The following is a 23,865-nucleotide window of genomic DNA, read 5'->3' as shown; positions in this document are numbered from 1 at the left end:
CTTGTCTACTAAGTTACTTATATGTTCATTATACGTTTGCCAGTTTTATTTGTCAATATATTGATGAAATAGTCTAAACATTTTATAAAACTCATCATTCTTATGTAGGACACTTTAAACCTTGAAATACTAAAAACCCCCTTAATATTTAAAAGGGGGTTTTTAGTATTGTATAATTTTCAACTGCAGAAATTTCATTTATTAATCTTTCCAATACCGGTCATATAAGTTTTGCATATGATTCGTCATAATTTCGACTGCTTCTTTTTCGTTATGATCCTCAATCGCTTTAATAATTAATTGATGCTCTTTAAAATTAACATCTCTATAGTCTGGACGTGTGACGGTACGGTCGCGAATAAATTTCCACATTTCTTGTTGTTTCATTGCATTATTAATAGCGGCCATCATGTTGATAAACAAATCATTATGAGAAGCCTTTGCAATGCCATAATGTAATTTTTCATCTGTTTCTGGTACATATACACCAGCTTTAGTTTCTTTCTCCATCTCTTCGATTGTCCTACGAAGTTCCTCTATGTCTTCATTCGTGGCTCTTTGCGCAGCAAATTTTACGATAAGAGGCTCAATATTCATCCTTACCTCAACGATATCCTCAGGGGAAATAGAATTGAAAAATATGGCTGATTGAGACCTATCAGGTGTAACCTGAGTATTTTTCACATAAACACCTTCGCCTTGACGGGAATAGATAATTCCATTTAGTTCCAACGCACTAAGTGCCTGACGAATTGGGGCACGGCTTACACCAAACTGTTCACATAATTCTCTTTCAGCTGGAAGTTTATCACCTATTTTAAAAGAACCCGATTGGATTTCTGAAAGGATTTGGCTATAAATTTGCATATATAATTTCTTGCTGGATACCGGATTAAAACTAATAATAACCACTTCTCTCCATATTGTGTTCAAATTAACATTTTTAATTAAGAATAATTATATAGAAATTTATTTAAAAGGGCAATAAACTTAAATTTCGAATGAATCTAGGGATTTTTAATAAAATCTCTATTTGGATTCTGTTCCTTGATTTGATCTTCTTTTTTTCATCAAACTAATAGACAGGCATTCCTGTTGGAATGCCTGTAAAGTAAGGGACTATATCATTAATCCATATGTGATCCGCCGTTAATATCGATTTCTTCACCAGTAATATAAGATGCTTCTTCAGAAGCTAAGAAAGCAATTGTTGTTGCTATTTCTTCTGTTTCACCTGGTCTGCCCATTGGTATTCCAGCAATCACTTGTTCAGCATCTTCTTTAGGCAATGATTTCCATATTTCAGTATTAACAAGGCCTGGTGCAACACAGTTTACTGTAATTCCGTCTACTGCAACTTCACGTGCCAAATTCTTAGAGAATCCTAGGACAGCAGCTTTGGATGCTGAATAATGTGCTCCCCCGAATACCCCTCCTCCTCTTTTAGCAGATACAGAGGAAAGGCTTATAATTCTACCAAACTTTTGTTTTTTCATTTGTTCTAATACCGCTTGAGAGCATAGGAATAATCCAAACATATTGACATTAAAGACTTTTGTGATATCTTCAATTGTCATATCTTCAACTGTCACTTTTTGTGAAATTCCTGCATTATTGACAAGAATGTCAATCCGTCCATATTCTGCTAGAACTTTTTCAACCATAGCATCAACTGATTCTTTGTTCGTTACATTTAGTTCTACACCTAATGCTTTTCCACCAGCTTCTTGAATCGCTTGAACTGTATCTTGAATCCCATCTGCATTTAAATCAGCGATTACAACGGCTGCTCCTTGCTTTGCAAGTGTTAGGGCAATTGTACGGCCAATCCCTTTTTTTGATCCGCTTCCTGTAACGATAGCAACTCTATTAGTTAATTCAAACATGTTTTTAGTCTCTCCTCAAAATAAGATGATTTTTTAAACTATTTCTTTTTTACTTAGGCTCTGTTAAACATGGTTGTTGATTTTCGCTACAGGTGTTCGCTCCAATCAACAAAGTGATCGAAAATCAACATTAAGCTTTAACATAGCTTTTACTTAAAGTATTTCTTTTGCAGTAGCAATAATATTTTCAACGGTAATACCATTAAGTTCTAACAGTTTTTCATATGGTGCAGATTGTCCGAACTGATCTTGCACACCTATTCTTCTTACGATGCCCTTACCTTCTTCTGCAACAACTTCGCAAACTGCACTCCCTAGACCATTTAAAATCGTATGATCTTCCACTGTAATTATCTTTCCAATATTTATACATTCCACAACTGCATCTCGATCTAGAGGTTTAATTGTGTGCATGTCTAATAGCTTTACAGAAATACCTTCATTTTCTAATTGCTTCGCAGCTTGTAATGCAAGATGAACAGTATCACCATTCGCGATAATTGCTATATCATTACCATCTTTTAATTGTTTTGCTTTACCAATTGTGAATTCTTCATTTTCATCGTAAATGATTGGAATCGTATCTCTAGTAAAACGTAGATAAACAGGTCCATAGGTCTTTGCTGCCTGCTCGACAAGTTTTCTAGTAGAGTAATAGTCAGCTCCCATAATAACCGTCATATTAGGAAAACTTCTTAACACACCCATATCTTCGATCGCTTGGTGACTTCCTCCATCATTTGCAGGAGTTAACCCGCCATGAGAACATGCAATTTTTACATTTAAGTTGGGATAACACACTTCTTGTCTAATTTGCTCAGCCATTCTTAATGAGCCAAACACAGCGTAAGTGCTTACAAAAGGGATCTTACCAGTTGTAGCAAGTCCAGCAGCGAGACCGGCAGCATTTTGCTCAGCAATTCCTACATTAATATGCTGTTCAGGTAATTGCTTGATAAAATTGCTTGTTTTACATGATTTTGCAATATCTACATCAATAACATAAATATCTTTATTTTCTTTTCCTAGTTTTACGATTTCATCACCAAAGGCTTCTCTTGTCGCTTTTTTTGTTGTGAGCGTTTTTTCCATGATACTCATTATTTTAAACCTCCTGCGATTTCTTCCATTGCCTGATTAAATTCTTCGTCATTTGGAGCAATCCCGTGCCATTCGGCGATATCTTCCATGTAAGAAACGCCTTTCCCTTTTACGGTATCAAGTACGATACATTTTGGTTTTCCATTTTTCAATTCTCTAATTTCATCTAATGTTTCAACAATTGCTTCCATCGAATGTCCATCAATTCGTTTTGTTTCAAAGCCAAAAGCTTCAAATTTCTTCTCAAGATCTAAAACTGGCATAATCTCATCACAGAAACCATCTATTTGAAGTCTGTTATTATCTACAAAGACAACTAAATTATCGAGTTGGTACTTCACTGCAGTTTGAGCAGCTTCCCAAATTTGACCTTCCTGACACTCACCATCTCCAACTAAAGAGAACACTCGATAATCTTTTTTATCTCTTTTACCTGCGATTGCCATCCCTACTCCACAAGAAAGTCCTTGACCAAGTGAACCTGTTGAAATATCAATTCCCGGACACTTTTTCATATCTGGATGTCCTTGGAAAGGAGAACCGTACTCTCTTAATGTGTAGATCGTTTCATATGGGACATATCCAAGTAGAGCTAATGCTGAATATTGGATTGGGCAAACATGACCTTTCGATAGAACAAATCGATCACGATCTTCCCAAGTAGGATTGCTTGGATCAATGTTCATTTCCTTAAAATATAAAGCTGTCATGAGATCAGCTGCAGAAAGTGAACCTCCAGGATGACCTGATTGTGCTTTGTGAATCATAGTTATAGCTGTTTTCCTCATTTCAACAGCTCTTTCTTTTAATTCTTCAATACTTATATTTTTCATCTTCGCCACCTCATTAAATTATGACTTATTGTGTATAGACCTTAACTAAAGGGCTTACATTATTCCGAGTTGTTCACTTGTCTACTAAGTTACCTTATGATTTTAGTATACCCTCAATCTACTATTTGTCAACATGGATTTTATTTAAATTAATTACAAGTATTTAAGTTTTTTAGAAATAGAACACTAATTGAAAAACTTTTAAGCAGTTCAACAAATTTGCAGCTGAAAAGGCTGGACCCGCTTCCACTAATAGAAAATCGGATGGAGAAATCATATCGTTTTTGTCAAAGCTTTATAATAGAACTAAGCAAATAGATCGGGTCTGAAACAGATGTTCAAGCTGGCGACGGGTTTAGCAGTAGAGAAATCGGGGTTATTAGGTCAATTAAAAATGCTCGGCGGCATTGAAGTTGTTGTTTTGACTGATAAAGGAATTGGTTACAGTGGAATATGACTAAGAAAAGAAGCGACTGGATACGGTACGGTTTACATGTTGATGCAATGCTGCAAGACAACAATTTAAAATGTCAGATAGTACAGTTGTTGTGCCATTAGGATGCTTTCCTATATTGTGGACAGGTATCTCTTCTTATATGGTCATTACGCAGAACAAACCTCCCTCCTCCTTTATCCTACAATGAACTGCAATGTAAGGTTTTGTAGTTAGCACTTCGATTTCTTTCATATCTTCCTGCGCATAAATATTCCATTTCTTCACATCCTTAATATAATGTCATACCACAACTAGAAAAATGTTTGCTGTTGTTTTTCTTTTCTTCACACATTATAATGGCTTTTTAGAATAGTCATGATAAACATTCATCTATACTAGTTATGTGATCTTCACAATAAACTCTTAGTAAAGGCGGTGAGTTCGTTGAAAAATCGTGACAAAAAGTTAAAACGTAAGCGTGATCTTCTTAAAGACTACTTGAAAAATAAGTTAAAAAATTTATTACCAAAGCCTAATAAAAATCCTGCATCAAACCATAAACAAACTTAAGATCCCTTCGCTTTCTTCATACACATTTATCAAAGCCATAACTATTTCACATTTTCATCGTATTTTCTGTTCCACTTTCCCATTCATTCCATATGCTTTATTAATGAGGAGTGGAATTTTATGAAAAATGAACAATTTGATATTGAAACACTTAAACTTATTAGTAATAAACTTGATTATATATACTCCATTGCAAAGGCAAATTACAATGACAATCCTGAATTAATGGATACAATTGAACATTTAGCTAGAGTAGGAAACATGTTTGCCAATAGTAAAATTCAAGAGCTAAAGGGTCATGTCGAAACAGCCAATCCTCAAGGTTTTATCTTAGCTAAGCTCGCAAATTCATATTCTCGGATGAAAGAATATGAAAAACAAAAGGATAGCGAATTTCCACCTTGGGAGCTCTGATGCTCCTTTTCTATACAAGAATAAATCTCTGAACGAAACACGACAACAACCATATATGATCAATATCTGCCATTTTGTACTCAAAATGGCATTTTTCTATTGACACTAATTCTTCTTTTCGAAGAAATATTTTATTTATTTTTTAATACCATTTGATTTTCCAAATATTTTCTGTTACTATAAAGAAGAATTATTTTTGTTCGGTAAGTAAGGAAAGAATAAGTGGTTTAAACTTTTCGCCTTTGATATCTAATTGAGCAACTATAGTATTAAACTGTGGAATATATCCACTCAGGAGGTAATACACATGCAACAAGGTACAGTAAAATGGTTTAACGCAGAAAAAGGTTTCGGTTTCATCGAAGTTGAAGGTGGAGATGATGTATTCGTACATTTCTCAGCTATCCAAGGCGAAGGATTTAAATCATTAGATGAAGGCCAAAAAGTTACATTTGACACAGAACAAGGTCAACGTGGACTTCAAGCTACTAACGTAAACAAAGCGTAATGATAAAAAGGACTCTCCTAGAGAGTCCTTTTTTTATTTTCTAAAATCTGTTAAATAATATTGTTGATAATCCCCAATAAATAAAAGACCTTGGAGGTCCTTTTCTAGATTACTTCCATAATTACACACTTTTGCTGAAGTATTAATATAAAATAGGTGAAATTCCAATTATTTTATTATTCACCTGCTAATGTTTTTGTGAATTCATTTACGTGTTGGCTCATTTCTTTATAACGAGTCCAATGAAGATAATGATGTCCTTCTAAAGTGATTATTTTACTTGAAGAATTTTTACTTAACTGCGTTTGATAAAAAGTTACATTGGATTTACCATCTTCATTTACTTTATCTTCTTCCGTAGTAAAGAACAAGACAGGCATATCAGGTGGGAATGTCAAATCGACTGTTTTATCAATATTATTTTTTATTTCATTTGCTTCATCAACTACATTCTTGTTATAGCCTTTCCAAGCAGAAATGGCTTTGGTCATTTTTAAATTTACTACGGAATAGGTACCATTCTCAGCTAAAGGAAGGAAATCATCTGGAGTCATATATAATGCCAATCGAGCAATTCCAGTTTGTGCAACATAGCTCATATATGCGGGCATTGTTGGAGCCGATTCACCAAAATACTCTATAGCCTGTGGCAAAGTGAAATCAATCCCTATAACCGCTTTAACTTCATCTGGATATTTATTAGCATAATACATACTATAAACCCCAGAAATTGAGTGTGGCATTAATATGTACGGACCTTCTATGTTTGATTTATTTAGAGCAGTTCTAATTTCTTCCACTATATTTTCAACTGTTCGTTCCTTATTAGTTACATCACTCCAACCATATCCAAAACTCTCTACTACGACCACTTTATTATTCTTTGCCATCTTATTTATTAATGGATCGAAATCTAACACAGGTGCGGCTGTTCCTAAACCACTTAATAAAACAATGGTGTTATCTCCTTCACCTTTTGTATACACGTGCATATTCTTACCATCTACTTCAACTAAGTGCCCTAATGGTGAATATTTTTTTTCCTCATATGTTGCCATAATGTGATGGAAAACGAACCAAATAAGAACGAATGCTACAATAAACAAAAAAACGTTTCTTGTAATGATCCATAATCTAGATTTCTTTTTGATGTTCATTATTTCACTTCTCTCTATAAGAATACGTTTTTCTATTTACTTGTAAATTTTAACATAAAAGGCTATTTCCTCGTAAAAATATTCTTGCTTGTTATGAAAATGGGAAAAATTGTTATATTTGATAAGTTGATAATCTTAGATTATTATAAGTTACGTTTGTTGAGACCAGGCAACTATCAACAATCATTTTGCTCTCCGTCGTAATAAAACGAACAACATTGCTCGCATAACAATGGCTACAAGTATACCCATTTTTATGCTTTTGTTCGGACACCTCTTTAAAAATAGGTTCCCTTGCTGAATAATTTTCTAAAAACCAACATAAAAAACCCCGCTTATAAATAAGCGGGGGGAAAACAACATGCTAAAGGTATTAAATGGTTAATGACAGCATAACACATTCATTCTCGAATACCTAATGAAATAAAAAACATTTTTCCTGAGCACATGTGCTCTCCTTCATACAAATAAGATTAAGGGAACTTTTAAGTCTGGTTCATTTGCTTAAAATTAGTTGTCTCACATTAGATACGATCTATCTTAGATTATCGTCCAGAAAATAACACAGCGATCGCTCTTGCCCTAGCCCAGAAATAGTGGCATCCTCCTATTGTTCGAGAAATTCAAAATCATAAAATACAATACATGAATACAATCTTCTAGTTTCACTCTTCCTTATTTTACAAGATGCTTTGACCGATATTGACTAGGAGTGATTCCGACATTTTTTTTGAACACTTGATAAAAATACTTTTGGTTTTCATAGCCCACTTGTGCAGCAACGTCTGCCACTTTACAAGTAGAGGTCCTTAACAATTTTTTTGCGTTGTTCATTCTTGTTAATGTAATATATTCAAAAATCGTTTTCCCAACTGACTTTGAAAATAAGCTGCAAAGATAGGCTGGATTTTTATAAAAAAACTTGCCTAAATCTTCTAAAACGACTGTTTCTCTATAGTTAGTATTTAGGTAATTTTTCATATCCAGGATTAGTTTTTCATTGTAAGAAACTTTATGATCTTCTATATGATTTTTGATCTTAATAACTAAACTCCTTAACCAATGACTGATCTCATCCAAAGAGTTCTGAGCGTTTAATTGTTCATACACCTCATAGCGATCTCCCATCAAATGATCTAGTTCACATTCATTCTCCACATATTCAAGTAAATTGTTAGCCAACTTAAAGCATAAATAGGTTGATTTTTGGGGTGGAAGTCGATTCTGCTTTGAATAATCGATGATGTAATCAATCAAGTGATCTATTTCGAAAACATCATCTAAATGACTTGAGGTGAAGTATTGGTCGATTTTTGTGATAATAGGAGAACCAATTGTATTGTTCATATTTTCTAATTCACCATAATAAGTGATCCGTTGATCTGAATAAATGCCAATCTTGACAGATTCCTTTGCCTCTTTATATGCTTGATTCACTTTTAATAGATTGGAATATGTAAGACTAATTCCAGCTGATACATTCGATTGCATCTCAATAGGAACAAGATGAAATAGGTCATCAAGAAAGGATGATATGTTGTAAATTTGTGAGAAAGAAACCAATATTGTTAAAGATTGATTCATGTTATAAGGAAAACACTTTATTCCTCTCTCTGTTAATCTTTTTTTAATGTCTAAACTAAGAGTATTCATTTTCTCTTCCATATCATGTTCTGCCAATTTCATATTTCTTACTTCCAGCACAACACAGCTAAACTGTTTTAGATCTTTTATTTTTTCAGGTTGAACGTTTCGATTACCTAACATATATTCAAGGACCTGTTTCTCTTCCATTGCATCTTCATATTGCTTTATCGTCTTATCTATTCGCTTTTCTTCGTTTCGTTTTTTTATTTTACAAATCGCTTTTTCAACCGAAGCAATGATTTCATCCACTTCAATTGGTTTGACTAAATAGTCGAGAGCTTCAAGTTCAATAGCCCTTTTCGCATATTCAAATTCAGAATAACCACTAATCATAATAAAGACTGTTTCGAGCCCAAGGGTTTTCGTTTCTTTGATTAAATCCAAGCCATTTATTTCGGGAATTCTAATATCTTGTAAGACAATATCAGGTTTCGTATCAATCATTTTTTGAAGGGCTTCTTTTCCATTCGAGGCAGTTCCAACGATTTCTATATGATAATCCTTCCAATTAATTGCATATTTTAAGCCCTCAATGACAATCTTTTCATCATCAACGATTAAAAGTTTATACATATGGTACACCTACCCTATGTTTTTTCCTTCATCCTCTAGACCTACCTTAAGAAAGACTGTTGTACCCTTACCAATTTCACTATTAATTTCTAATCCAAAACCATCACCATAATGAAGCTTTAACCTTTCGTTTATATTCTTTAAGGCGTAACCCATCTTGTTTGTATGATAGTTTTGGGAATCAAAGCCCTTACCGTTATCACTGATTTCAAATAGTAAACAATGATCCTGTTTAGAACCTTTTATTATAATCCTGCCTTTGCCTAATTGTTCTAAACCATGGTAGACAGCATTTTCAATAATTGGCTGCAGCAGGAGCTTAATGATTCTTGTTTCAAATATGGCAGGATCAACTTCTAAGCTATAGCTAATTTTGTGATCGAATCGAATGTTTTGAATTTCCAGATAGCTTTCAACTTGATCCAATTCATTTTTAACGGTTGTTATATGGCTGCCTTCATTTAACGTTAATTTAAAAATTTTCGATAAGCTGATCGCAATCTTTGCTATCGGTTTTGCATGTAACTTTAAAGCCATCCAATAAATTGTGTTTAGCGTATTATATAAAAAATGAGGATTAATATGGCTTTGTAATGCCAAAAGTTCTGCTTCTTTTTCCTTTATCTTAGATTCATATAGTTTTAACTGTAAATCAATATTACGATTGTAAATCTCAACAAAACGATTTCCTATTTTTCCTATCTCATCTTCTTTGTTAAATTCAATACCTGAAATGACTTCTCTTTTTTCCATTTTTTCTGTAACCAAACGCAATAAGCCAAGCTGTTTTGTGATTTTTCTGGATAGTGTAAAAGCAAAAATGATGGAGAGAATTAACCCAAAAATCAATAAGGTAATGGTTATGGTGCGTATTTCATTTACTTCTCTTACAGCACTTGCATATGGAATGATACTAACAACTTTCCATCCCGTTTTCTCATTTATATGGTAGTTTACGATATTCTTTGTACCATCTATTTCTTTGATGACTGTCCCTTTATTTTCTGATCCATCTATCATATTCGTCACTTGCAAGGGGGAGACTTGAGTATCAATTCGTGAATATAAGATGTGATTTCCGTCCAGAACGAGGATATTCCCCTTTGTTTTTACGTCGTTAAACATACTTTCAAAGATTTGTGAATCAATGCTAATTAATAAAATGCCAATTGAATTCATTGTGTCGAGATTTCTTATCATTCTTCCAAAAATTAGAGGTTGTTTATCTGCCGTGACAAGTCTCATATTATGGCCATTAAACCATTTTCCCTTCCAAGAGCTATTCATTAACTGATGATAAAAGCTTGAATCTTTTATAAGCTGATATTCGTTACCTTTAGCAAGGCTTTCACCTCTATTAATCTTTAATAGTCCATGATTTTCATTTCCTATATAAATGGAATGAATAAAAGGCCTATTCACAACGTTTATATTATTTAACGTATTCCGAGATGCTGTTTCACTTCTAAAAAGACTTGGTCCAACTTTGTGATTAGACAAAAATCCGCGGATATCATTTGATAAAAAAATGCCATTGGAAATATCCTCAATATCCGTTATTAATGTATCAATATTCCAATCCGCAATCGTTAATAAGTTTGTGATCGTTGCAGATACTTTGTTTTCAACCGCTTTATTAAAAAGGATAAAAGTAAAAGGACCAATAACAAGCAATGGTATTAATGTTGAGAATAAAGCAAGTAGGATAATTTTTTGTTTAATAGGAGAATCTGTTGTGCTGAGTAATTTAAACATAGATCATCTCCATTTCCTAAAAATTTTTGACTATAAAATAAAGCGCTTTCATTATTTTTATTTTCTATTCATGCATAATTAGCAAGATTGGAGTTGTCCATTTTCTGAATCATTAGAAAATATTCGTTAAAATGATTATAACCTGTATCTCTTACTTTTGGTTGTCATTTTACATAAATTTTAATATATTTATATTTTCCTATTGTTCCTCTACAGGAAAAAGTGTTGTAAAGCTGAAGGGAGCAGTCTTCTTCCTCTAAGATTCATATTTGCTTCAAATAAGAAAGCCCCCGCTTCGAACTGTATTTACTCCTTAACTGCACCTAAAGTCATTCCACTCACAATATAACGCTGGACGAATAAGGAAAAAATCATAACCGGGAGACTAAATGAAACAGCCGCTGCTGTCATAGGTCCTAAATCAAGATTATAAGCCGTTAAAAATTCTGATATTCCGACTGTAGCTGTTTTAGCTTGCGTACTCGTCATCAAAAGTGAAAATAAGAAATCATTCCAAGCTAGCATAAATGTGAAAATTGCGGTTGTTGCCAGACCTGGAAGCGAGACAGGAAGAATCACTCTGATAAATGCCCCAAGCCAACTGCATCCATCGATACGGGCTGCTTCATCGAACTCTTTTGGAACAGAATCTAAAAATCCGATCATTAGCCAAATAGCAAATGGGACATTCACACTCGTATAAACCAAGATTAATGCCAATTGAGTATCAAGTAGACCCATATCCTTAATAATCATATACATTGGAATGGCAATGCTGATCATTGGAACCATTCGGATGACCAAAGTAAACAATAAAAAGTAATTTCCTGTAACAGATGTAAATCTAGAAATCCCATAAGCGGCCAATGCTCCTACTAAGACACTAATAATCGTACTTGCACCAGCTGTTACCAAGCTATTTATGAAATATTTTCCGACCGGTAAGTAATCAAACATATTACGGTAATTTTCAAAAGAAAATGTAGACGGCCACAATGTTGGTGGAGTACTAACCGCCTCTGCTGAAGGTTTTAAAGAAGTTAAAAGCAGATAAACATATGGCCCAAGAAACAACAAAGCGAGTAAACAGGTTAATACAATAACAAATATAAGCCATAGCTTTCGTTTTAATTTTGCAGCATTCACAGGTATCCGCTTCGATAATTCCGTTTTACGCAAAGGTAAATCATTCATCACTATTCACCTCACCTTTCATTAGGCATTCTTTTTCCTTGGTGACCATATTTTTGAAATAAAGAACGAGCTTAAAACTAACAAGATGATAATAAAGATGACGGCCATCGCACTTGATTGTCCTACTTGCCCATAACGAGTTAAAGTTTTATACATATATGTGCTTAAAAGCTCTGAGGAAAATCCAGGTCCTCCTTGTGTTAACACCCACACAATATCAAATGTTCTTGCAGCATCTATGATTCTAATTAACAATGCCACCGAAGCTACAGGAATTATAGAAGGAACGGTAATATACCTAAACTTGTGCCATTTATTTGCGCCATCAATATCGGCAGATTCATATAGGCTTTTTGAAATCCCCTGAATTCCAGCTAATAGTACTAACATAATGAAAGGCGTCGTTAGCCATATATCAGCAATGATCGTTGAAATAAGAGCAAACCTGGAATCAGACAACCAAAGGATTTGATGCGGGTCTGAAATAATCCCTATTTTATAAAGAACCCAGTTAATTATTCCAAACTGATCGTTAAGCATAAATTTCCATATTAACCCTGAAACTAATGGAGCTAACATTAAGGGACTAAGCAATACGGTTCTGATGATCTGACTCCCCTTAAATGCATTGCTTAATAGTAAGGCTAAAATGAGACCAATTATAAATTCGGCTCCAACTGCTACAATGATATAAACAACGGTGTTCCCTAAAGCCTTTAAAAATCGGTCTGAAGTAAGAGAGTCGATATAATTAGCTAATCCAACAAATTCCCTTGCAGCGGGATTCATTAAATCGATCTGAAAAAAACTATCCTTTAAGAGGAGAAGTATCGGATAAACCAAAAATACACCCATAAATAATGCAGCTGGCATAAAAAACATGGTAGAAAGTGCACCATTTTTTAATTTCATTTAAATGCCTCTTTTCTAGTAAACTAAGTCTCTCGTTCCTTACTACCTGAGATCTCTCTATTACATGAATCGATCTGTTCGTAGAGAGATCTCTTGTTCATTTTTTATCTTTTTACTTATTTTGGCGGGATAATTCCTTTAATGATTTCTGCTGCCCAGTCGAGTGCTTCTTGAGGTGTTTTTTCCCCTGAAAGAGCATATGCTACTGCTGGAATCAGTGCTTCACTTTCTATTTGCTGCCATTCCTTAATTTCTGGTCTATTTTGGGTTTGTTTCGCGCTTAATGTTGTCATAAGTGGTTCTAAATGCTCGTAACCCTCTTTTTTACTATATTCTTCGAAAACAGACTTTCTTGCGGCTACTCCCAATGCTTCCATAAATAACTCATTCTTTTCATAGATAAACTCTAAATATGTCTGTGCAATTTCCTGTTTCTTCGAAGAGTTCGGGATCACCTGATACCATGGTCCTGGAACAGCACCGATCCCTTCACCGCCGGCAATCATAGGTGCACTTCCAACCTTTCCGGCTACATCTGATTGCTTCGGATCATTTGATGGTACATAAAAGTGGCCCCATGCCGTCATCATGGCTAACTTCCCGCTCCAGAACAACTCAGACGTTTCGGCAGATGCTATTTCCAGTGCACCAGGCGGAACCGATTTATCTTTGCTTACCATATCTGTTAAAAATTGCAATGATTCAACATATGGTTTTGTATTAACAAGAACTTCTCCACTTTCATTGTCAATGACCAATGATTCTGTTCCAGCTTGTGTTGCATGGTCAAGCCAGCTAGCAACTGTATCCCCATTATTCGCCCCAAAAACGGTTGTGCCATACATATCGATTTCACCATCATTATCTGTATCACGTGTAAAGAATTTAGCAATATCTCTATATTGATCCCAAGTTGTAGGAGGACTTAACTCATAGCCATACTGCTTTTTAAAATCGGCCTTATTTTGATTATCTTCAAATAAATCTTTTCGATAAATCAAATTCTTTGCATTTGTCCAAACTGGCATTCCATACACTTTATCTTGATAGCTGCCACCTTCTACTAATCCTGGGAATAAATCATTTTCCACCTCATCTGTGATAAGCTGATCGAGAGGCAGCAATCCTGAGGCTAAAGCCGGAAACCATAATATATCAATTGTAGCTACATCAAATGCCCCCGCCTGTGAAGCGACTTCCGCTTTTAATTTATCGTAAACTCCTGTATAAGGAACTGACTCAATCTTTACTTCGTAGCCAGTTTTTTCTTTGAATTCTTCAGCTGTTTCTTTTGCAACTGTAAATGCAGGGCTTCCTCCCTCTACAAGTACAGTGAGAGATTTTTCATCAACCTTCTCTTTCTCTCCTGCAACCTCACTACCTGAACAACCATATAAAGACATCGATAGAATAAGTAATAATGATATCCCGCTAAGAATTCCTTTTTTCTTCCTCACGATACATGCCCCCTAAAGGTTTCATTTTGGCTTACTTATCCCACAGCCCATGTTCAGGCCATCTTCTTGGAAGTCGATCTTTTACGTTTGGAAGCTTTGGTAATGGCTTATGTGGTTCAAGCTGATACCAATAGGCAACACTCGAATAATCATTTCCTTGATCATTGGCATGACCATGTTCAATTGTTGCACGAATGGATGTTGAAAAACGAATCGGATCCTCTATATGAAATCGATATAAACTCCATAAGCCAAAATGCTCCTGAACATCACTTCCTAAAGAAATACCATGATATGGACCAGCATATTCTCCACTTGGAAAACCCCATGCTGCATTAAAGTAATCTTCTGTGCCTGTTCCATGCAGTGATGGCGGCCATTCTTCTCCATCAATGAAAAACATATCATCACCCTCACCCGGCCAAGTGAATTCCTGATTTGATGCATCAAAATTATCGATATTTAATACACAACCTTAATGACCTTTTCCTTCTGTATCCAATATGACATAATTGTCATCTCCGGTTGTATTTTTACCTGGCAGCTCCCATGGTGCGGGTTTATCCATTTCTTTTGGATGAACGACTTTTTGACAAGGATTTTCCCGATTCCATGTTGCATGGTACCTTCCAACATCATCAGGAATTTGGTCACTACTATCATAACTCTCGTAATCTACGTAATAAAATAAGTTTTCAATTCTGCTTTCACTTTCATTTATTAATTGAATTCTTGCACCATCTCCAAATGGCATCGAGAAATAACTGTTCATCGAAGCTGCAAAAGGTCCCTTTGGTCCTCTTCTTTCCCCCATCACCATGCTCAATGGTAATGATACATAATGCTTGCATGTTGCGTGCCCAATTCCAAAGAAATCACCTAAAGGTACTCTCACACTAGGATTTTCTTCACCGTCCCAATACATTTCTAAAACTAACTTACGTAAGTATTGTTCGGCATAGCATCTTGTCGTCATCCAAATATGTTTAATACAACCAGCACCCTTAATATCAGCCATGACTGCTGTTTCACCTGGTTCTACTTCTTTAAAATCTCTATTACCACCTGTACGGTCATAACTAGATTCTCACTTTGAGCTTGCATTCTTAATAAATGGCAGTCCTCCTAATGGACTATTCGGCTGCCATACATTCATCGTTTACATCCCCCCATCAATAATATAGTTCTCCCTAACTGAACACGCTTACATTTTAAAATAATCTCTACTGCTTCTTTCCTCATCACCTCACTGTTACTTTCTATAGTTTTATTGTAGATGATGATTAATTTTTAGAAAATTCCAATATATTTAGATGAGGTTAGATATATTTAGAACTTAAGTTGATGGTAGATTCCTTCTCCGACTCCTGTATTTTTATAACAACTCCAGCTTCCTCAAAAAGTCCCATTTATAATTTTGACATTCTACATACTCTTGGACAGAACATGGCAGAATGCCTTTTTGGTCCTTCCTTTATCATTCATATTATTTCACAAACGACTTATTTTCCTTTTACATAATAAACACTTATTGTTCAAAGAACTTAAAATCAATTCCTTTTCTCTTCCTTTTATCGGTCCCAGATTTCTAATTCCTGTAATTTAATTTGGTAACCATTGGTATTCTTATTGTAAGATTTAAGAGATTATTATACAGGTAGACCCAAAATATATTGATGTAATTTTGTATCTTGAAAAACTTTTCAATAGAGGATATCTTTCTGAAGTTCAAAGTGATCAAGAATATTGTATATATGTAATAGGAAACCGAGTACCTTTATCATTGTTTGGTTTATATTAAAGATTAAAAAGCCCGAGGTTCTTGAGTAGTAATGAATATTTTGTAATGTAGTAAATTTAATTATAGAGAAGTTGGTTAGCGAATATTTAGTTAAGCTGGGAACTGTATTGTTCCCATTTTTTTGTTTGTGAATTAAGTAAGAGTTTGAAAACTAAACATATATAGTACCATGCATTGGTGGTTGGCGGAAGAGACAGATGAGGGATTTGATTTTAAACATTTCGATTAAAATGAAAGAGTTACTTGGTTTTTTAGGACTTTATTTTTGTCCAAGTAACTATCTTTTATTAAAGCTTCTATTTCAAAAAAACACTTGTGCATTATTTTGTTCATAGTTTTATTCTGACATATGATGATGATTTGATTAATTGTGATCCAAATGATTATAATTATAATCTTTATTCACAGTATTGAAATTTTTTCTTAGTTAGATCCTACTATTACTATCGAGTACAAAGCAATTGTTATAAAGGAGATAAGGATAGATAAGTATTTAATAGCTCCTAAAAAAGCTCCAATTGTTTTAAATATTTGATTCTGCCAGTTGAATATATGTATTGAAATACTTCAATTGATAATGACAGAAAAAGCCCTAGAGAAGTAACTTTAATTAAGGAGTTTTTCTGTAAGAAAAACGAAAAATCAACCAAATGGGATGAAATAAAAAAATATTACCTCCAATGTTAATTAGTTTTACCCAGCTAAATTATAAAGGGAAAGACTTAATGTATACTTTCTTTACCAATGACCAGAACAAATCGCCATCCGTTATATCCTCGGATGGCGCCTCTATTAAAATTGCTTGCTTACATATGATTCCATGAATGTTTATCTCACACTACTTTCAACGTGTTCTAACCAACTTATCTCTTCTCGGGTTAAAACAATGTTGGAGCCTTCATAACAAGAAATCAACTCAACTTCATTTTGAGCACCGATAAGGGCACATGCCGGAAATGGTTGATTGAGCACATAGGCAAGAGCAATTTGAATGGTGCTGACACCCTTTTCTTTTGCCAATTGTTCAGCGCGACGCAGACGTTCCCAGTTGTCATCACTGTAGAAAACGCGTACAAGATCTTCATTGCTATGATCTTCCGGCGTGAAGCGACCTGTAAAGAAACCTCTTGCTTGGGATGACCACGATAAAATTGGGAGCTGATATTTTTCATGCCACTCACAATCAGCGGCATCAGCTGATACACAGCCTGCCCAAAATGGTTCTTTCGCTTTGGCTAAACTTAAATTTGGACTACTAAAAGTAAACCCGACTAACCCATTAGAAGCCGCATATTCATTCGCTTCCTGCAACCGTTGAACCGTCCAATTCGACCCGCCAATCGCCTTAATTCTTCCAGCGGCAATATGTTCATTTAAGGCATCGATAAGGACGCTAACCGGGACATTCGGGTCATCACGATGCAATGCATATAAATCGATATAATCTGTTCCGAGTCTTTCTAAGCTCTCAAAAAGATCCTTTGAAATTTCTTCAGGATTTACCCGAGGGCCATTCTTGTCGTGGTGAGCCCCTTTCGTCAATATGACAATATCTTCACGATTGTTTCGGTCTTTCATCCATTGGCCAATAGCCAGTTCACTCTCCCCGCCACAGTAAACATGGGCTGTGTCAATCGTATTCCCGCCTATTGCAAAATAACGGTCCAGCACATTGCAAACTTTTTCATAAATACTAGGCCTAAAATAATCAGAGCCTTGAATAAGAGTCGTTATTGGTTTTGATAAACCTGGAACTGTAATCGCATTCATTGTATTGACCTCCAATTAGTTAAATTTCAACACGACGGCGTTCTCTTGCTGAAAGTAAACATGCATCCAAAACTTTCATATTCAGGACGGCATCGGTCGCTGGAAAAGGAAGTGGATCTCCGTTCCGAATGCTTCTTCCTAATGCATCTGCTTGCAATGAGTATTGGTTTATGTGAGGGACTTTCACTTCTCTACGCCCATCTTTTGTATATACAAAAAAGTTATCTCGTTCATCCTGATTAACGACAAAAGCACTAGGAACTTCAATTCGTCCTTCTGTTCCCAAAACTTCAAGCGTATTTCTGAAATCTGCCCACATTCCGCAATCAAAGGTTAAAGCTACACCGCGATTAAACTCTAAAATGCCAGAGGCCATCATATCTACATGATCGTGCTCTTCAGAAAATAAAGCATGTACAGTTGCTGCTTGCGGCTCTTCGTTTAACAACATGCGTGCTGCACTAATCGGATAAACACCAACATCATATAACGAGCCACCGCCCCATTCTTGTTTATAACGAACATTGTTCATGTCCATTGAATTGTTAAAGGTAAATGTGCCATGAATTCCGCGAAGCTCTCCAATTTCACCCGATTTAATAATGTCACGAATTGAGTTATACCGTGGATGATATCGGTACATAAATGCTTCAGCAAATACAACGCCAGCTTTTTCGCCAGCCTCTACCATTTCTTGTGCTTCATCTGCATTGATCGCTAATGGCTTTTCGCATAATACATGTTTGCCGGCTTCTGCTGCACGGATAGCCCATTCTTTATGCAGATGGTTAGGCAGAGGAATGTAAACGGCTTCAATAGTAGGATCAGCAAGTAATTCTTCATAACTACCATAAGCTGTCGGTATATTCAATTGTTGAGCTGTTTGCATGGCCTTTTCCAATCCGCGACTAGCGATCGCAGTGACTTCGCCTGTTTCAGATTGCTGGATTCCTGGTATAACCGAGCGCTTCGCAATACCGGCGCACCCAATAATACCCCAACGAATTTTTTTCATTCCGTTCCTCTCCTTTACATAAACATAATAGTATATTGTCATTATATTAAACTCATAATAAAATAAAAATGAAATCTTTTTGCCCTCCATATGAAACAATATTGCTATGAAAAGAGTGATTGCGAATGCAAAGACAATATTTATTACCAACACTCCATGATCATGAATATATGGTTCTTCCCGAATCAATCGGATGGTATTGGGATGAGCCCAAACATCTGGTAGACCGGACAGTGGGAACGCTTAATAACTTTAGTATCCACTTCGTTGTTTCTGGATCTGGTTTTGTAGAAATTGACGGAAAACAATTTTCCTTAAAGCGCGGGGATGCTTTTTTGTATTTTCCTATACAGGAACAACGTTATTACAGCAGCCATGATGATCCGTGGAATATTCGATGGGTTCATTTTTATGGAAGTGTCCTCCATCCATTTTTATCGAAAAAAGGGTTTCATCGCCATTCGCTTTGGAATGTACAACATATCCAACCATTAGAAGAAGCACATGAACAGCTTCTCCTTGAAGCAGAGAAAAATAGTTTTCTGCATTTGTCCCGCTTGTCCACCCTTACCTATACTTTCTTAATGGAGTTTATTACAAATGTGATGCCACGGACTTCTGATCGAAAGCAAGAATTAGATGATCGAATTCAATCTTTGCTGCCCTTGATGCAAAGTAAAGCTTGTGAACCATTCGAATTGGATTTCTGGGCAGAACAAGCAGGTGTGAGCACTTATTATTTTTGCCGCCTTTTTAAACGGGCTACACAAATGACACCAATGGCATTTATTACATTATGCCGTCTTCAAATGAGCAAACAATGGCTACTGGACAATAAGGAAATGACGATTAAAGAAATTGCACTAAAAGCAGGCTATCCGAGTATAAGCTATTTTAATAAACGCTTTTTAGAACATGAAGGAATGACACCTACCGATTACCGGCAGCTGTATCCTTTTAAAACACAAAAGTAGGAAGGTCTTTGTTCCCCCTTTCATTCGAATCAGTTCAGTTAATCGGCATATAGCACTTCTCAGTCTCCAATCACCTTTTGAAACTCTGCCTCATTGCCGCAGAGCTGTACAGTTTCAAGAGGACAGCCTTTTGTGTTCAATAAAAAGATATAGTGAAAAACTTCTAGAAATCCAAAAGCTAAGTATAGGTAATATAACCAACCAATGCTTAAAAAACCCCCTCTTTCCAACGTTGCTCTTTCAGCATGTCAACACCCGTTTGGCCGATTACGCAAAAAGCGCCCTTCTGGAAGAATCATAAACACACGTTTTTTGCGTTAAGAATCGTTCCAAAGGGCGCGTTACGATTATTAAATATCCACCTGTTTCGTTTAATACAAACAATTTAGGCATATAAAAAAATGTTAAGCAAAGTCGCCTTTTTCACTTTTCAATTAATTGATGCTAAATTACCCAATTAGCTAGTGAACGTATTTTTGTGCCTCCAATTCCTTTCTTTTCAACAGGCATTTGCTAGTATCAATTATGAGGAATTAATCCTTAAGGATTTTATTCCTCTTTAACTTGTAAACAATCAAAATAACAACATGTAAGATAGCCAATACAAAGAAAATGTTACTGTATATAGTACCCATTGATGACTGTAGAAATGGATTCCACGAACTACTTGCTTCAATATCAACGGCCCTCCCGTATATCCCGATTGCAATAGAGCCTGAAATGAAATTTTGCATCATTAGCAGACCCATTCCAACACCTGCATTCTCCTTTGGCAATGTTATTGAGATCGATTTAGACATGACAATCATCATAAACGATTGGCCGACATTGCCAAAGATTAGAAATAGCGCGATGAACCAAGCATTCGAATCGATTAAAGTTGAAAGCAGGAAAAAACATACTATTAATAAACTTGATGCAAGAAAGAATAAATAGGATGTTCCCTTCGAATCCGTAAGCTTTCCACCTTGTCTATTCAATATGGCCGATGCAGCAGCAGCGGGTACCATCGCGAATCCAATCAAGCTAGTAGGGAGTTTTTGTACATCTGCTAGAAATAAAGGAGTTAGAAAAAATAGTGAATAACCAATTCCTGTTATTAAAAACGCTAACACTAAATTAGATGAATATTTTTTGTTCTTAAATAACTCGGGGTGAACAAAAGGATGCTTCGCAGAGTGAATTCGAATGATGAATAAAAGCGAAGCAACAATCCCCCCGATAAACCATCCTGCGTTGCTCGTTACACCTAATAAAACTTGGGTAACTGTTAAGGCTAATAATGCTCCGCCTAACCAATCAAGATCCGTGTCGGCTCCTTCCTCATCTCCTAAATATTTCAAATAAAACGGCAATGTCAAAAGAAGGAATAGAGGGATGCAGAAAAGCCAACGCCAATCCACAACACTGACAACTAATGCAGAAATAACAGGGCCAAGTGCACTACCTAAAGCTGTTCCTACAAACACCGTCCCCATCGCTGTACCTCTTCGTTCAATAGGAAAATATCGTATTGGAATAAGAGTCGCAGTTGCAGGAATCGTCGCCGCGCCAGCTGCTTGTAAACACCTCGCAACTAGCAAAAGCCAATAGGATGTAGAAAAGAAACCTAGTAATGACGCGAAACTAAAAAGAATTAAACCAAAGGTTAATAAATTTTTCAGTTTATACCGATCTGCTAATTTTCCATAAATCGCTGTTCCAATCCCATATATAAGGGTATAGGCCGAAGTAACCCAGCTTACTTGAGAATTTGTAAGCTGAAATTCTTCGCTTATGAGAGGAAGAACAAAGTTGAAGAGTAATATACTCATAGACGAAAAAGTGACCGTAAGCATCATAATAATTAATAACTTTTCACTCGCTTGCTTTTTTATCATGTTTTCCATCATTAATTCCTCCTTTGCCAATTAAAAGAAAGTCTGTACTGACTGACATTTGGAAGTAAAAAACATACTAGGGAGTTAATCCCCTAGTAAATAATGCAACACTTTCTTCAATTAATTTCGCGAACCTTTCATCAGTAAATGCAGGGTCTTCGTTCATTCTTCCATGTGCTAATCCAAAATTCATATAAAGATAGGTAATCGCAATTTGCTCTGCATCAAAGGGAACCATTTTTTTTCTATTTTTCATTTCTGCAAAATAGTTAGTTAAAAAATCTTTTAATGCCTGAGGGTGTCTGTGTGAATACTGGTGCAAACCAGGAACATTTTCCCCTACTTTCATAATGATTCGGAGCATTTTTCGGTTCCGATGCATAATTCTATGATAATTCTGGCTAATTAACAGTAAATCTTCCTTGAGGTTCCAGGTGAGTTTACTATCAAAAATGGCACGCATTTCCTCAGCATAATGATATCGGTCAATTGCTTGCTCTAATAAGTTTTGCTTACTTTGAAAATGTCTAAATAGCGTTTTTTCACTAAAGCCAGCTTCCTTTGCAATTTCCTCTGTTGTAACCCCGTTATATCCATTTTTAGAAAAAAGGTCTATCGCGGCAGTAATGATTTTTTCTGTTGTATCCTGTTTTCGATTTGAAACCATGACTACTAGTTCAATCCCTTCTAAGAATGTCAGTACTGACTAACATTAATGTATGCTATTTTCAAAAATATGTCAAACAACAGCTTGTTCTAATTCACAACATGTTACCCCATTAGAGGAAAGTCCCCACTCTCGTTTTCTATTTCTCATTTAATCTACTTCCTATATACTATTAATAAGAAAAAGGGGGATTAAGAAGTGACATTGCAACAACTTAAATATGTAATTGAAATTGTCCTTTGCGGCTCTATCAATGAGGCGGCACGCCGTCTTTATATGACACAGCCAAGCTTATCAAAAGCGGTGAAAGATCTTGAGAAAGAGCTTGGCATTGATATTTTTCTGAGGACATCAAAAGGCATCACTCTATCAAGGGATGGTGCAGAATTTCTTGGCTATGCACGCCAAGTTGTCGAACAAGCTGAGCTGCTTGAGCGGCGCTATTTTGATGCATCGCCTTCCCAGCAATTGTTTTCAGTCTCCACACAGCATTATGCGTTCGCTGTTAATGCATTTGTTGAGATGATTAAAAAACATGGCGCATCCGAGTATCAATTCACGTTACGTGAAACGAGAACCTATGAAATTATTGAAAATGTCAAAAATCTGCGCAGTGAGATCGGTATTTTGTATCTCAGTTCATTTAATGAAAAAGTCATGACTCAAATCATGAAGGAAGAAGGCTTGGACTTCCATCCGCTTTTTGAAGCGAAACCGCATATCTTTATTAGCGCCCAAAACCCGCTTGCCTCTAGATTATCGGTATCGTTAGAAGATTTAGATGCCTATCCCCGACTTTCCTTTGAACAGGGAGAATATAATTCTTTTTATTATGCAGAAGAAATGTTCAGTACGATTCCTCGTAAAAAAAGCATTCAAGTCAGTGACAGGGCCACATTGTTTAATTTATTGATTGGGCTTAATGGCTATACGATTTCAACAGGTGTTTTAAGTACAGATTTGAATGGTTCTAACATTGTTTCTGTGCCGCTTGATGTAGACGAGACCATTACGGTTGGCTGGATTGTTCATAAAAAAACAAGGCTGAGCAGAATGGCCAACATTTATTTGGAGGAATTAAAGCAAATTATCGATTATTATACTGCATCTTGATATAGCTTTTTTCTATAACTGATGATAATTATTAACTGTTACTCTATATCCAATCTCCGTGCTATGATTAATCACATTCAACATAGAGGGAGTGAAGATCATGAGAACAAAAACAATTTCAACATGGTATAGACATGCACAGGGGGGACACAACTTCTATAAAAAGTTGATGATCGCTCTACCCTCTTATCAAAAGGAGGTA

Annotated in this window: 20 protein-coding genes and 2 pseudogenes; 6 read left to right on the top strand and 16 right to left on the bottom strand. The window is 35.6% G+C overall.

Annotated elements, in window-relative coordinates:
- Positions 1-201 precede the first annotated feature (201 nt).
- The 4 genes from GMB29_RS08955 to GMB29_RS08940 form a co-directional block, all read right to left on the bottom strand.
- Positions 202-867, bottom strand: coding sequence for a FadR/GntR family transcriptional regulator (locus tag GMB29_RS08955; RefSeq protein ID WP_136351854.1), 666 nt, complete (start codon positions 865-867; stop codon positions 202-204).
- A gap of 260 nt (positions 868-1,127) precedes the next feature.
- Positions 1,128-1,886 carry an SDR family NAD(P)-dependent oxidoreductase gene (locus tag GMB29_RS08950; RefSeq protein WP_136351591.1) on the bottom strand — a complete coding sequence of 253 codons (759 nt, stop codon included), beginning with the start codon at positions 1,884-1,886 and terminating at the stop codon, positions 1,128-1,130.
- A 153-nt stretch (positions 1,887-2,039) separates the two neighbouring features.
- Positions 2,040-2,987, bottom strand: a complete 948-nt coding sequence (locus tag GMB29_RS08945; RefSeq protein WP_136351593.1) for a transketolase family protein — start codon at positions 2,985-2,987, stop codon at positions 2,040-2,042.
- On the bottom strand, positions 2,987-3,829 hold the full coding sequence (locus GMB29_RS08940) for a transketolase (RefSeq protein ID WP_406600321.1): 843 nt from the start codon (positions 3,827-3,829) through the stop codon (positions 2,987-2,989). Before GMB29_RS08940 ends, GMB29_RS08945 begins: the two co-directional genes overlap by 1 nt.
- A 325-nt stretch (positions 3,830-4,154) precedes the next feature.
- Here GMB29_RS08940 and GMB29_RS27645 point away from each other — a divergent pair, with 325 nt between their 5' ends.
- The 4 genes from GMB29_RS27645 (at position 4,155) to GMB29_RS08930 (ending at position 5,748) form a co-directional block, all read left to right on the top strand.
- Positions 4,155-4,277, top strand: coding sequence for a hypothetical protein (locus GMB29_RS27645; protein ID WP_264766600.1), 123 nt, complete (start codon positions 4,155-4,157; stop codon positions 4,275-4,277).
- Positions 4,278-4,700: 423 nt separating this feature from the next.
- Complete coding sequence (locus GMB29_RS27640) at positions 4,701-4,826, top strand: hypothetical protein (protein WP_264766599.1); 126 nt, start codon at positions 4,701-4,703, stop codon at positions 4,824-4,826.
- Between the two features lie 120 nt (positions 4,827-4,946).
- Positions 4,947-5,240, top strand: coding sequence for a hypothetical protein (locus tag GMB29_RS08935; protein WP_136351597.1), 294 nt, complete (start codon positions 4,947-4,949; stop codon positions 5,238-5,240).
- A gap of 307 nt (positions 5,241-5,547) precedes the next feature.
- Complete coding sequence (locus tag GMB29_RS08930; protein ID WP_026560151.1) at positions 5,548-5,748, top strand: cold-shock protein; 201 nt, start codon at positions 5,548-5,550, stop codon at positions 5,746-5,748.
- Positions 5,749-5,924: 176 nt separating this feature from the next.
- Here the strand turns inward: GMB29_RS08930 and GMB29_RS08925 are convergent, their stop codons facing one another.
- The 10 genes and pseudogenes from GMB29_RS08925 to GMB29_RS08885 all read right to left on the bottom strand — a co-directional run bounded on the left by GMB29_RS08925 (position 5,925) and on the right by GMB29_RS08885 (position 19,029).
- A complete protein-coding gene (locus GMB29_RS08925; RefSeq protein WP_136351599.1) occupies positions 5,925-6,905 on the bottom strand; it encodes an alpha/beta fold hydrolase in 981 nt (326 codons plus the stop codon).
- Positions 6,906-7,089: 184 nt separating this feature from the next.
- Positions 7,090-7,218, bottom strand: a pseudogene (locus GMB29_RS27300) (IS1595 family transposase); the annotation flags it as partial.
- A gap of 362 nt (positions 7,219-7,580) precedes the next feature.
- A complete protein-coding gene (locus tag GMB29_RS08920; protein WP_136351601.1) occupies positions 7,581-9,125 on the bottom strand; it encodes a response regulator transcription factor in 1,545 nt (514 codons plus the stop codon).
- A 9-nt stretch (positions 9,126-9,134) separates the two neighbouring features.
- Positions 9,135-10,880 (bottom strand): sensor histidine kinase, encoded by a 1,746-nt coding sequence (locus GMB29_RS08915; protein WP_136351602.1) that lies wholly within the window; start codon positions 10,878-10,880, stop codon positions 9,135-9,137.
- 306 nt (positions 10,881-11,186) lie between these two features.
- Positions 11,187-12,074, bottom strand: coding sequence for a carbohydrate ABC transporter permease (locus GMB29_RS08910; protein ID WP_136351604.1), 888 nt, complete (start codon positions 12,072-12,074; stop codon positions 11,187-11,189).
- Between the two features lie 21 nt (positions 12,075-12,095).
- Positions 12,096-12,986: a carbohydrate ABC transporter permease gene (locus GMB29_RS08905; RefSeq protein WP_136351606.1), complete on the bottom strand. Its 891-nt coding sequence runs from the start codon at positions 12,984-12,986 to the stop codon at positions 12,096-12,098.
- Positions 12,987-13,102: 116 nt separating this feature from the next.
- Positions 13,103-14,443, bottom strand: a complete 1,341-nt coding sequence (locus tag GMB29_RS08900) for an ABC transporter substrate-binding protein (RefSeq protein ID WP_227551622.1) — start codon at positions 14,441-14,443, stop codon at positions 13,103-13,105.
- A 31-nt stretch (positions 14,444-14,474) separates the two neighbouring features.
- A pseudogene (locus GMB29_RS08895) lies at positions 14,475-15,419 on the bottom strand (glycoside hydrolase family 172 protein).
- A gap of 1,653 nt (positions 15,420-17,072) precedes the next feature.
- Entirely contained in the window at positions 17,073-18,014 is a 942-nt protein-coding gene (locus GMB29_RS08890) for an aldo/keto reductase (protein WP_136351608.1), read from the bottom strand.
- Positions 18,015-18,033: 19 nt separating this feature from the next.
- Positions 18,034-19,029 (bottom strand): Gfo/Idh/MocA family protein, encoded by a 996-nt coding sequence (locus tag GMB29_RS08885; protein WP_136351610.1) that lies wholly within the window; start codon positions 19,027-19,029, stop codon positions 18,034-18,036.
- 125 nt (positions 19,030-19,154) lie between these two features.
- Here GMB29_RS08885 and GMB29_RS08880 point away from each other — a divergent pair, with 125 nt between their 5' ends.
- Complete coding sequence (locus GMB29_RS08880; protein WP_136351612.1) at positions 19,155-20,003, top strand: AraC family transcriptional regulator; 849 nt, start codon at positions 19,155-19,157, stop codon at positions 20,001-20,003.
- Positions 20,004-20,536: 533 nt separating this feature from the next.
- Here GMB29_RS08880 and GMB29_RS08875 read toward each other — a convergent pair.
- Together GMB29_RS08875 and GMB29_RS08870 are read right to left on the bottom strand one after the other, a co-directional pair.
- The gene (locus GMB29_RS08875) at positions 20,537-21,892 is read right to left on the bottom strand and encodes an MFS transporter (RefSeq protein ID WP_319941493.1); all 1,356 of its coding nucleotides are present in this window, start codon (positions 21,890-21,892) and stop codon (positions 20,537-20,539) included.
- A gap of 67 nt (positions 21,893-21,959) precedes the next feature.
- Positions 21,960-22,550, bottom strand: coding sequence for a TetR/AcrR family transcriptional regulator (locus GMB29_RS08870; protein WP_136351616.1), 591 nt, complete (start codon positions 22,548-22,550; stop codon positions 21,960-21,962).
- 198 nt (positions 22,551-22,748) lie between these two features.
- Between GMB29_RS08870 and GMB29_RS08865 the strand changes: the two genes are divergently transcribed.
- On the top strand, positions 22,749-23,663 hold the full coding sequence (locus GMB29_RS08865) for a LysR family transcriptional regulator (RefSeq protein ID WP_136351618.1): 915 nt from the start codon (positions 22,749-22,751) through the stop codon (positions 23,661-23,663).
- Positions 23,664-23,865 lie beyond the last annotated feature (202 nt).

This window comes from Metabacillus sediminilitoris (assembly GCF_009720625.1).
Classification (GTDB): Bacteria; Bacillota; Bacilli; order Bacillales; family Bacillaceae; genus Metabacillus; species Metabacillus sediminilitoris.
This window is presented reverse-complemented; position numbering and strand designations above follow the sequence as displayed.

Bases quoted from the DNA above. Each gene is read 5' to 3' on its own strand.
- GMB29_RS08955 (WP_136351854.1), bottom strand. From the start codon at position 867: ATGCAAATTTATAGCCAAATCCTTTCAGAAATCCAATCGGGTTCTTTT.
- GMB29_RS08950 (WP_136351591.1), bottom strand. From the start codon at position 1,886: ATGTTTGAATTAACTAATAGAGTTGCTATCGTTACAGGAAGCGGATCA.
- GMB29_RS08945 (WP_136351593.1), bottom strand. From the start codon at position 2,987: ATGAGTATCATGGAAAAAACGCTCACAACAAAAAAAGCGACAAGAGAA.
- GMB29_RS27645 (WP_264766600.1), top strand. From the start codon at position 4,155: ATGTTCAAGCTGGCGACGGGTTTAGCAGTAGAGAAATCGGGGTTATTA.
- GMB29_RS08935 (WP_136351597.1), top strand. From the start codon at position 4,947: ATGAAAAATGAACAATTTGATATTGAAACACTTAAACTTATTAGTAAT.
- GMB29_RS08930 (WP_026560151.1), top strand. From the start codon at position 5,548: ATGCAACAAGGTACAGTAAAATGGTTTAACGCAGAAAAAGGTTTCGGT.
- GMB29_RS08925 (WP_136351599.1), bottom strand. From the start codon at position 6,905: ATGAACATCAAAAAGAAATCTAGATTATGGATCATTACAAGAAACGTT.
- GMB29_RS08920 (WP_136351601.1), bottom strand. From the start codon at position 9,125: ATGTATAAACTTTTAATCGTTGATGATGAAAAGATTGTCATTGAGGGC.
- GMB29_RS08915 (WP_136351602.1), bottom strand. From the start codon at position 10,880: ATGTTTAAATTACTCAGCACAACAGATTCTCCTATTAAACAAAAAATT.
- GMB29_RS08910 (WP_136351604.1), bottom strand. From the start codon at position 12,074: ATGAATGATTTACCTTTGCGTAAAACGGAATTATCGAAGCGGATACCT.
- GMB29_RS08905 (WP_136351606.1), bottom strand. From the start codon at position 12,986: ATGAAATTAAAAAATGGTGCACTTTCTACCATGTTTTTTATGCCAGCT.
- GMB29_RS08890 (WP_136351608.1), bottom strand. From the start codon at position 18,014: ATGAATGCGATTACAGTTCCAGGTTTATCAAAACCAATAACGACTCTT.
- GMB29_RS08885 (WP_136351610.1), bottom strand. From the start codon at position 19,029: ATGAAAAAAATTCGTTGGGGTATTATTGGGTGCGCCGGTATTGCGAAG.
- GMB29_RS08880 (WP_136351612.1), top strand. From the start codon at position 19,155: ATGCAAAGACAATATTTATTACCAACACTCCATGATCATGAATATATG.
- GMB29_RS08875 (WP_319941493.1), bottom strand. From the start codon at position 21,892: ATGGAAAACATGATAAAAAAGCAAGCGAGTGAAAAGTTATTAATTATT.
- GMB29_RS08870 (WP_136351616.1), bottom strand. From the start codon at position 22,550: ATGGTTTCAAATCGAAAACAGGATACAACAGAAAAAATCATTACTGCC.